At 71.3% G+C, this 334-nt stretch carries 1 protein-coding gene; it reads left to right on the forward strand.

Annotation, left to right across the window (positions count from 1 at the left end; all coding sequences use genetic code 11):
- Positions 1-13 precede the first annotated feature (13 nt).
- A partial coding sequence (locus tag E0702_RS16070; protein WP_306766929.1) for an FkbM family methyltransferase occupies positions 14-334 on the forward strand: 321 nt, incomplete at its 3' end.

The following is a 334-nucleotide window of genomic DNA, read 5'->3' on the forward strand; positions in this document are numbered from 1 at the left end:
GCTGGTTTTCGACATCGGGGCCCATGTCGGGGACCGGACGGGCAGTTTCCTGCGGCTTGGGGCCCAAGTCGTGGCATTGGAGCCGCAGCCCATGGCGTTCCGGGCCGTGCAACGGCTCTACGGGCGGTGTCCGCGTGCGACCCTGTATGCGGTGGCCGCGGGCGCGCGGGCAGGGGAGGTCGACCTGCTGCTGAACTCCGCCAACCCGACCGTCGCGACGATTGCGCCCACGTTTCCGGCCGCCGCCAGCGGTGCACCCGGTTGGGAGGGGCAGGTCTGGGACGATCGGGTGCGGGTGCCCGTGACCACCCTAGATGCGCTCATCGCGGCCCAT

Origin of the sequence: Halomonas marinisediminis (assembly GCF_004347715.1) — a bacterium.
Taxonomy (GTDB): Bacteria; Pseudomonadota; Gammaproteobacteria; order Pseudomonadales; family Halomonadaceae; genus Halomonas; species Halomonas icarae.